Annotated in this window: 5 protein-coding genes and 4 pseudogenes; 6 read left to right on the plus strand and 3 right to left on the minus strand. The window is 38.6% G+C overall.

The genetic code is table 11. The annotated features are described in order from the left end of the window. The 4 genes and pseudogenes from HSISS2_RS01985 to HSISS2_RS02000 form a co-directional block, all read left to right on the plus strand. Positions 1-1720 (plus strand): annotated as a pseudogene (locus HSISS2_RS01985) (ABC transporter permease); the annotation flags it as partial. A gap of 84 nt (positions 1721-1804) precedes the next feature. Continuing rightward, positions 1805-2299: a YkgJ family cysteine cluster protein gene (locus tag HSISS2_RS01990; RefSeq protein WP_004182309.1), complete on the plus strand. Its 495-nt coding sequence runs from the start codon at positions 1805-1807 to the stop codon at positions 2297-2299. 12 nt (positions 2300-2311) lie between these two features. After that, positions 2312-2977 carry a hypothetical protein gene (locus HSISS2_RS01995; protein ID WP_021145113.1) on the plus strand — a complete coding sequence of 222 codons (666 nt, stop codon included), beginning with the start codon at positions 2312-2314 and terminating at the stop codon, positions 2975-2977. A 135-nt stretch (positions 2978-3112) separates the two neighbouring features. Beyond that, entirely contained in the window at positions 3113-3790 is a 678-nt protein-coding gene (locus tag HSISS2_RS02000; RefSeq protein ID WP_021145114.1) for a hypothetical protein, read from the plus strand. A 332-nt stretch (positions 3791-4122) separates the two neighbouring features. Here HSISS2_RS02000 and HSISS2_RS10630 read toward each other — a convergent pair. After that, positions 4123-4260 (minus strand): annotated as a pseudogene (locus tag HSISS2_RS10630) (branched-chain amino acid transport system II carrier protein); the annotation flags it as partial. A 194-nt stretch (positions 4261-4454) separates the two neighbouring features. Here HSISS2_RS10630 and HSISS2_RS02010 point away from each other — a divergent pair. Both HSISS2_RS02010 and HSISS2_RS02015 read left to right on the plus strand, forming a co-directional pair. Continuing rightward, positions 4455-5478: pseudogene (locus tag HSISS2_RS02010) on the plus strand (ElyC/SanA/YdcF family protein). Positions 5479-6088: 610 nt separating this feature from the next. Next, positions 6089-6913 carry a hypothetical protein gene (locus tag HSISS2_RS02015; protein WP_021145117.1) on the plus strand — a complete coding sequence of 275 codons (825 nt, stop codon included), beginning with the start codon at positions 6089-6091 and terminating at the stop codon, positions 6911-6913. A gap of 366 nt (positions 6914-7279) precedes the next feature. Here the strand turns inward: HSISS2_RS02015 and HSISS2_RS02020 are convergent, their stop codons facing one another. Next, positions 7280-8254: a S9 family peptidase gene (locus HSISS2_RS02020; protein ID WP_021145119.1), complete on the minus strand. Its 975-nt coding sequence runs from the start codon at positions 8252-8254 to the stop codon at positions 7280-7282. 125 nt (positions 8255-8379) lie between these two features. After that, positions 8380-8946 (minus strand): annotated as a pseudogene (locus HSISS2_RS02025) (IS30 family transposase); the annotation flags it as partial.

Below are 8946 nucleotides of genomic sequence, written 5' to 3' on the forward strand. Positions count from 1 at the left end.
GTGCTAGGCTTAGAGAAACGTCACCTCTTTAGCATGATTTTAAAAGAAACGATGATTATGGGTTTTGTGACTTTGCTTCTAGGTATAGGTGTAGGGGCGCTATTCGATAAACTCATTTATGCTTTTCTTCAAAGGATTATCGGAGAAAGTACTGGTTTGGTTTCGACCTTTCAAGTAATGACAATTCCTATTGTTCTTGTCATCTTTGCTTGTATTTTTAGTTTGTTGGTTTTGGTAAATGGTTTCCGATTACTACGGCTTAATCCTTTACAATTAACTAAAGATGGCCTTAAGGGTGAGAAAAAGGACGCTTCCTAGTTATTCAAACCCTTTTAGGACTTGGGACTATGGGATATGGTTACTATCTTGCTCTTTCTGTTCAGAATCCAGTAACGGCTATTATCAGTTTTTTCCTAGCTGTTTTACTGGTCATTTTAGGGACTTATCTTCTCTTTAACGCTGGGACAACAGTTGTTCTGCAACTCTTGAAAAAGAAGAAAAGCTACTATTACAAGCCTAATAATATGATTTCCATTTCCAACCTTGTCTTTCGAATGAAGAAAAACGCAGTTGGGCTGGCGACCATTGCCATTCTCTCAAGTATGGTTTTGGTGACACTTGTAGGTGCTGCAAGTATTTATGCTGGAAAAAAGACTATCTGGCGAGTTCTGCTCCGCATGATTACTCAGTTACAGGGACGAATGTAGATTTAACAAGTACACGGAAAGCTATGGATGATTTCTTAGTACAGACGGGAAATCAGGTAAATAGAAAAGTGGAAGCAAGTTACCTCTACTTTGGTATCAAAGAACAAGATAAAAACAAGCTAACCATCTTTTCTGAGAATGAAAGAAAAGTTGTTCCAAAGTCAATTTTTCTTGTCTTCTCACAATCTACTTATAAACAATTAACAGGTAAAGACCTCAATCTGACTTCAAATCAAGTTGGCTTATTTACTAAAAATAAAACATTACAAGATCAAAAGAGTTTGTCTGTCAACAGTCAAACTTACCAGATCCATGATAGCCTTAATGACTTTCTTAAAGGTAAAGTACCCAACCTCTTCACAATCATAGTTTCTGATTATAGCTACCTTGTTGTTCCTGATATGGATGATTTTCAAGAAAGTATCAAAGGAACAGCAACCACCCAAGCTACCTATGTTGGTGTTAATGTCAAAGACCCTTCACATGATGCCAAGAAAAATTCAGATTTGCTAGACAAACTCACGGATAAAGAAACGCAACAGTTAGCTGGACAAACTACTGGCCTCCCTAAGTCTTACTTCACTGCAAATAGCCGATATGATGCAGAAGGCATGGTAAATGGCTTTGTTGGTGGAACCTTCTTTATCGGCATTTTCCTATCCATCATCTTCATGCTTGGCACAGTTCTCGTGATTTACTATAAACAGATTTCCGAGGGTTATGAGGATCGTGAGCGCTTTGTTATTCTTCAAAAGATTGGCTTGGACGACCTCCAAGTCAAGCAAACCATTGGAAAGCAAGTCCTTACTGTCTTCTTCCTCCCCTTGATTTTTGCCTTTATTCACTTGGCCTTTGCCTATCATATGATCAGTTTGATTGTGCGTATCATTGGAGTTCTTAATCCAAGTCTTATGTTAGTGGTTACTATCATTGTTTGTGGCGTATTCTTCCTAGCCTATATCTTGGTTTTTGCCCTTACTTCACGTTCATATCGTAGAATCGTATCAATGTAACTGACCTAGAGTCTAGCTTCAAACTAGGCTCTATTTTTTTATGCTATAATAGATGACAGAATTATAAATCATCGGAGAAAACACATGTCACAGACCATTGATGTCAAACGTTACGAGGAATTGGCACGTCAAAAGCAGGGGGAGCACCGTAAATTTCTAGCACAACTCAAGAAGAAAGCCCCTAAAAATTTAGATAAGATTGTTCAGCAGGTACACAATGAAGTCTTTCAAGAAATTGATTGTGTCCAGTGTGCTAATTGTTGTAAGACGTTAGGACCAGACTTTACAGAGCAGGATATCACTCGTATTGCTAAGCATTTTCGCATGAAGTTACCTGCTTTCGAGGAGATGTACCTGCAGGTAGATGAGGATGGTGACAAGGTCTTCAAGTCTATGCCTTGTCCATTCTTAGGGCCTGATAATCTCTGTGACATCTATGATGTCCGTCCTAAGGCTTGTGCCGCCTTTCCTCACACGGATCGTAAGAAAATCTATCAGATCAATCATCTGACTATTAAAAATACGCTTTTCTGTCCAGCAGCCTACCTTTTTGTGGAAAAACTCAAGGACAGGATTTAGAAAGGAACTGTTATGAGACGCTTTAATGCAGGTGTTATCACCCTACTTATCATTGCTGCCTATTTTATCGCGACAGCCTTTATTCCAGATCTTTATTTGGCCTTTAATTATAAGCTGATTTTGGCCTTGCTTTTTGTGCTTTTGAGCTGGCAATCTAAGGGGAAATTTCTCTTTTTCTTGGGGATGGCTTTTCTATCGACCTATATTCATGACCTCTTTAGATTGGACTATTCAGAATGGACCCTCTTTGTAGGGATTCTTATCTTGGGAATTGCGGTGGACCGTTTGAGCAAGCCAAGTTATAAGAAGAACTTTTCTTACAAGGTTTCTAAAGAACATGAGCGAGAGATTTTCGCTAAGACCTTATTTTCAGAGTCTGTGCAAGTGGTGACTTCTCAAAACCTCGAAACTGTCTATGCCAATGCTGATTTTGGGCGTTTGACCTTGGATTTGCGTCAGGCTCAGTTTATGACGGACCGACCTCAGATTGTGGTTCAGGCAAATTTTTCTCAGGTTATCATTCGAGTGCCCAAGGATTGGCAAGTGGATACACACGGGCTTCATACAAGCCTAGCAGGAGTGAAAGGCTACGATAGTCTAGGAGAGCGAGAGTTATCAAGCACTACAGTTTCTCTAACAGGCTCAGTATCCTTTGGACAAGTAACTGTCAAACATTGAAAATGATGAAAGAGCGAAAGCTCTTTTTTATTACCACGAACTTGTAAGAGATATTGAATGCATTTACAAAAAATGCTATACTGATAGCGAAAATGATTAGAAAATTGCAATCATTGACTAGAGAGGAGTTTTCTTATGAAACGGTTTAATGCTTGGACTTTCGTCTTGCTTATACTGGCGGCTTGTTTTATCGCTAGTGCCTTTATTCCAGATTTTTGGATTATGGTTAATTATAATCTTATTTTCTTCTTAGCTTTCTTTAGTTTTGGTATCTTGAATAAGCGACCTCTCATCGTTTTTCTTGGTCTAGCCTTCTTATCACCCTATGTTCATGACTTGTTAAATCTTGATTTTGCACAATGGAATCTCTTTAGCGGTATCATTTTAATAGGTTTGGTCTTAGAGTTTCTCTTTGGTAGTCATCAAAAGAAAGGTCTCACTAAAGACTATAAGGTTAATATAAACGATCAAGAAGGACCTCATATTTCTGTTAAGACCTTTATGGCTAAGGATAGGTATCGTATCTATTCTCAAGAAGTCGAAACGGTGGATATAAATCTGGCTTTTGGCGAACTTTGGCTGGATTTGAGTAAGGCTAAGTTTGCGTCAGACCGAGTGGCTGTAGATATTGATGCTAAGTTTGGTGAAATCCATATCCGACTTCTTCAAGGTTGTGTCATGGATACTACTGGAATCTCACATCCCCTATCATCTGTAAGGGTGAATCGTTTTGAATCTAATCTAAATCAGGCAGAAACAAGGCTTCATCTGAACGGAAGTCTCTTATGTACCGAGTTGACAGTAGAGGATTAGGGCCAATCTGTTACGGAACTTTACTTGTCCAATAACATGAAGCAGGTCAGCCTGTTTCAGATCTAGTCAAAGAGTACGGAGTTGTCAACCAAACCATATACAATTGGCTTCAACTATACGGGAAATCTAAAGATCAAAATGTATCCCTTTATGAACACCAACAAATGCGCAAAGAGATGGTTAAAATGAGGGAGGAAAATGAAATCTTAAAAAAGCCTTGACGATCTTTGCGAAGAAATAAAAGATTCTATTATCTTCCAAGTGATCGATCATCTTTATGCTAGTCATCAGTTTTCTATCAAGGTGATGTGTCGCTTATTCCAAGTTTCATGTGATAAGACAAAGCCACCAATAGCTGGCCAAAAATGGCTACCCGACTGGGCACCTAGCGTAGGTGGAAAAATCAAATTCCCTGCACCGAAGAAAATACCAAATAACAGCAAACCTGTTAAGGAACCTTTTCGTAACATATGTTCTCCTTTACATTTTTCAATCTTATCTAGTATAACAGCTTTTATCCACCACGGCAATTCATTTTTACCGGATTTATAGGATTTATCAAGTAACATTCAACTCTTCTACATCATCAGCTCCGTTCTAGATGAATTAGCTCTTTTGTTCCAATTATGATACAATTGAACCACTAATACATCTAGGAGTCATCATGTATCTATATTTATTCTGGTTGGTTCCAGCTACCATTTTTCTAGTCTTCTTTATCAGCGACCGCAGAAGACTTCTCAATGCTTATCTCTTTTCAATAAATTTAGGCCTTTTCCTCCTGATTTCTGCACTTATACTGGTCGTACGGACAAAGCTCTGGTTTTAACCAACAGCTTGCTATCATTATTTTTTCCGTACTTGCTATCCTTGTTTTACTCAGTATTCTTTTCTCAACCGTTTTTCTCTTTTTTAATGGCCTTCAAATGATGTCTTTTGAAGGAAAAAGGTTGGCTAATCTCCTCTCCCTTCTCTATGGTATCTTTATTATCGGCGCCTTGGCGCTTCGTTTCCTCCCTGATTTTCCAGGAAAAGATCTCTTGATTTATCCAACAGACTTTGCCCTCTTTTACTCGACTTTTCTTTATCTTTCTTATGTTTTATATGGAACTTTTTGTAATTGCTTCCCCATTCGTAAAGAGCCAGATGCAATCATCGTCCTTGGCTCTGGTCTAATTGGGGATAAAGTACCACCACTTTTGGCCCAGCGTCTAACTAAAGGAAAGACTATCTACGATCAATTTCAAGGCCGGCCCACTATTATCGTTTCTGGTGGTCAAGGGACAGATGAATTGACTTCTGAAGCTACTGCTATGGCAAACTACCTGATGGAACATGGAGTCCCAGAGGCAGACATTTTGATTGAGAATCGTTCACGTACAACATTTGAAAATCTAACCTTTAGTAAGGCTATCCTTGAGGAAGAGGGGCTAGGAAAACACGTTTTAGTCGTGACCAATTCTTTTCACGCTCTTCGTGCTGGCATTTTTATGAGACGATTAAAAATCCCTGGACGCAGTATCGGATCAAAAACAGCCTTTTACTATCTCCCATCGGCTTGGATCCGAGAAACGGTTGGGCTAGTCTCTCTCTATTGGAAATGGCACACTGCTTTCTTAGCTTTTCTATTTCTTCCTTTGCTCTTTTCACAAGTCTTGCGACTGATTGAGTTCATTTTCAACATCTAAACTAAAAAAGCTGGGCAAAACTGTCCAGCCTTCAATGTTTGTAAAAATAAATGTTTAACGCAGTGGTTGATTGCTCAAAAAACACTGCTTTGAGGTGGTGGATAGGACTTGCGAAGCAAGTTTCCTAAGTATTTGTTCGCTTTTCAAATTTCAAAGATGACCTATGGTGGCGGAAACAATGTTTCCTTCATGAACTCCAACAAATGCGCAAAGAGATGGTTAAAATGAAGGAGGAAAATGAAATCTTAAAAAAAGCCTTGACGATCTTTGCGAAGAAATAGAATATTCTACTATCTTCCAAATGATCGATCATCTTTATGCTAGTCATCAGTTTTCTATCAAGGTGATGTGTCGCTTATTCCAAGTTTCATGGTCTAGCTACTACTCCTTTAAAAGTCACCAATCAAGCCAACGAGATCAAGAAATAAACTTCTTAAAAATGTGTCCAAAATATTGACAGAATTCCAAGCGTAAGGAAGAATTATGATTCATAACTTATCATTCTTAAAATGCTGATCATTATAAAAAAGGAGAAGACAGCATAGTCTTCTCCTTTTTAATTGGGTAGTGAGGTGTATAATAAAAGTAAGAGAATTTAAGGAGAAGGACCGTGATTATAAAAGTATGTAATGCAGATTATAGTCTCCAGTGGGATGGGACGTATCAATTTGCTCTTGAAGATTATCCTCAGATTCAAGAATGGGAATTGGAAAAGCTAGCAAAGTTTATTGCTTATGAACAGGACCATCATCGTCAGACCATTGTGGAATGTGAGGATCTTGAATTAACTATACTAATTCATGATTACTTGCAAGAGCATACCTATTTTCCTCCATACAGACCAAGTCATCGGCTTGTAGCTTCTACCTATGATATTCAGAGGAAATTGGTTACTTCAAATTATTGTAGTCATACTTGTACAGTTGAGGTGGCTCAGGCTATTTTTCAGACAGGCAAACTCATGTCAGCGGTTAAAGTATTTGGTAAAAGTGGGGCTGAGCTAGTTACAGATAGTCGTAATGCAGCTTCTGATCCTGCAGACTATTTTGACTATATCATGTTTGGATGGTCTAATACGACTTCGGGTTATCGACTCGCTATGGAGCGTTTATTAGGACGGGCACCTTCTGAGGAGGAATTGCAAGAAAAGTTCATTCCTGGCGTTAGTTTTCATTTCCTGTATGAAGAATTAATTCAAGCACCAGGATATATTTTTGATGGCTATCACGTTGCGAAGGTAAGAGATAGTTTAGATTTGGATACCTTTCTTTATTTGTGTATTATTCCTTCGAAAGATAAGGCTTGTTTTGAAGGTTTGATTCCTAGTCAATTACAAGATAGAGTGATTTACCTAGACTATGAGGGAGAAGGGTTACAGGCTTGGAATACTAAGGTGAATCAAGTGTTACATAGTAAGGATAAGTTGAAGGAGTAGTGTATGAAAGAGATTGATCAAGCTCTACTGAAAAAGTGATCATCGAGCGTCTTCGTTCTTTTTGGGGTCAGTACACTTTTTGGGCTCTTTATTGTATTTTGAGATTAACTGGCACCACGAGTATATTTACTTTATTACTTTATTCAAATATAGTGTCTAACCAGTCAAAAACTACATTATGGACAAGTCTCAAATTGTTGACTTGGCAATGGGCATCCGCTCCACTTTCCGCTTCAAATATCTGAAGTCTAGTATGGGAATTTTTGGATTTAACGGCTTCGTAAACTACCTTTGCTTGACGTTGTAATTCTGCACCCTCTCCTTCTCCCATGATAAATAAACAGGGGCACTGAACTTTTTGATAATTTACAACCTTTGCCCTCTTAAAAACCTCATCAATAGCTTTTTAAAATCAGTAGTTCCAAATTGCCACGCATATTTTTGAAGATTTAAATCAGCGGCCTCATTTAAATTTCCAACCAGTCTTAAAATAGCATTCATTAACCAACTAGGAGTTTTTAAACTGGATCCAAATTCTTTTTTAAATATTTCGGCAATATCATAAATTGGGGTGCTAGCAATCCATGCCTGAATTCTTGTATCCTGTTCAACAGCTTGTGCAGTGAAATATCCACCTCCGCTAACACCATAAATAGCTAAATGATTCAACTTAGGATTTTTGTTTTCTAACCAATCAATACATAGTGAAATTGGAGTAGCAGCATTCACATCAAAAGTGAGTTCTCTACTTGGATTAGAGCCTTGACCTGGGAGATCAATCATTAAAACATTATAGCCTCGTTTCCATCCAGGGTATCCTGCAAAATAAAACAGATCTTCCCGATACGTATCCCCACCACCAATCATAATTAGTGTTGGACAATCATCACCACTATGGAGGTAATAACCGGGTAAGTAGGATTCTTGATAGTGAATAGTTAACTCCTCAATAGGTGCTTTTAATGAATAAGTTGCTTTCTTAAAAGATTCTTCCATCCGTTGAACAGTGGGAAGATACTCCTCGGAAAAGGGATTAATAAATTGGATAGCCGAACGAATAGAATAGGTTTGTGCTAGGTAATATTGGGCTTTACTTTGTTTGCTTAAATCTGGATTACTTAGCTTTTGTGCAAGGTAGTCTGCATGAGATAGAAATACCTTTTTCCAAGTACTCGGTTTTGGAGATTTCCCCAGCCGTTGTGCGAGGTAATAAAGCTCCCCATGTGAAAAACCAAACACTTCGCCAATTCCTAGTAACCAATTAAAGAAAAAATCTGTATCACCATTTTTAAAAAATAATTTAGTTGACTGCCGCTTTAGGATAACTTCGCTTTCTTTCATGTTTTGCCTCCGCTCTTTCTTTTTTTGAATTGATTTATTTTATTATACCATTTTTAGCTAGTTAATTTCCCCGAATTGTCAAGTTAAGTGCACCAGTTGTTATCCGATACCAAGTTGAAGAGGGGCTAGACTGTTTGGGCTAGCCCAAACAGGGTTTTCGCCGTTTGATAGTTGAGTAGTCTTCTTGGTCTTTGGTTGATAGCTAAGGTCGCCTTAGCTAAATCCTCAGCTGTGAGAGTCTTGAGCGACTTACCTTTAGGAACGAACTCTCTAAGTAAGCCATTGAAGTTCTCATTTGTCCCACGTTCGTATGAGGAGTAAGCATGGGCATAATAGATTTGAACACCTTCTAGCTCATTCAAGGCGGCAAATTCTGAACCGTTATCAGCCGTGATAGACTTAATAGGGTAAAGTCCCATCAACTCTTTAACAGCCTCATTGACAGTCGCAGCTGTCTTACCAGCCAGGTAAGCTGTAATAGCGTAGCGGGTTTTCCGCTCAACTAAAGTCAAGATGGAAGGTTCTCCAGCTTTCTGAGCCCCTAATACGGAGTCAATTTCCCAATGTCCAAATACAGAGCGGTCATTGATGGTTTCTGGCCTCTCTTCAATGGAGACACCAAGGTGTTTCGCGTTGAAGAGCGCTTCTTAGTCTTTTTACGAAGCCGTACAGCTTTAGGTAAATCAATGGCC

The organism is Streptococcus sp. HSISS2 (assembly GCF_000448665.1).
Lineage (GTDB): Bacteria > Bacillota > Bacilli > Lactobacillales > Streptococcaceae > Streptococcus > Streptococcus raffinosi.

What these genes read in the sequence shown, in the direction of transcription:
- HSISS2_RS01995 (WP_021145113.1), top strand. Translation starts at nt 2,312, where the DNA reads ATGAGACGCTTTAATGCAGGTGTTATCACCCTACTTATCATTGCTGCC.
- HSISS2_RS02000 (WP_021145114.1), top strand. Translation starts at nt 3,113, where the DNA reads ATGAAACGGTTTAATGCTTGGACTTTCGTCTTGCTTATACTGGCGGCT.
- HSISS2_RS01990 (WP_004182309.1), top strand. Translation starts at nt 1,805, where the DNA reads ATGTCACAGACCATTGATGTCAAACGTTACGAGGAATTGGCACGTCAA.
- HSISS2_RS02020 (WP_021145119.1), bottom strand. Translation starts at nt 8,254, where the DNA reads ATGAAAGAAAGCGAAGTTATCCTAAAGCGGCAGTCAACTAAATTATTT.